Genomic DNA, 262 nt, shown 5'->3' with positions numbered 1-262 from the left:
CCAACTGAGCTAATCGCCCTCCGAGTTTTACATCTTCGAGGAGAAGATGGTGGGTCGTGCAGGATTCGAACCTGCGACCAATTGATTAAAAGTCAACTGCTCTACCAACTGAGCTAACGACCCTTAGTGGCGTCCCGTAGGGGAGTCGAACCCCTGTTACCGCCGTGAAAGGGCGGTGTCCTAGGCCTCTAGACGAACGGGACTAAGTGTTTCTAAGTTGTTGGGCAACTTAGATGCTCTTTACATTTCAACCATACAATCT

2 tRNA genes are annotated in these 262 nt (G+C 50.0%); both read right to left on the bottom strand.

Annotated features, from left to right (window positions below):
* Positions 1–47: 47 nt before the first annotated feature.
* A tRNA-Lys gene (locus tag ABT58_RS22890) sits at positions 48–123 on the bottom strand.
* Positions 124–127: 4 nt separating this feature from the next.
* Positions 128–203, bottom strand: a tRNA-Glu gene (locus tag ABT58_RS22885).
* Between the last annotated feature and the right edge of the window lie 59 nt (positions 204–262).

Origin of the sequence: Photobacterium aphoticum, assembly GCF_001029435.1 — a bacterium.
GTDB classification, from domain to species: Bacteria; Pseudomonadota; Gammaproteobacteria; order Enterobacterales; family Vibrionaceae; genus Photobacterium; species Photobacterium aphoticum.
This window is presented reverse-complemented; position numbering and strand designations above follow the sequence as displayed.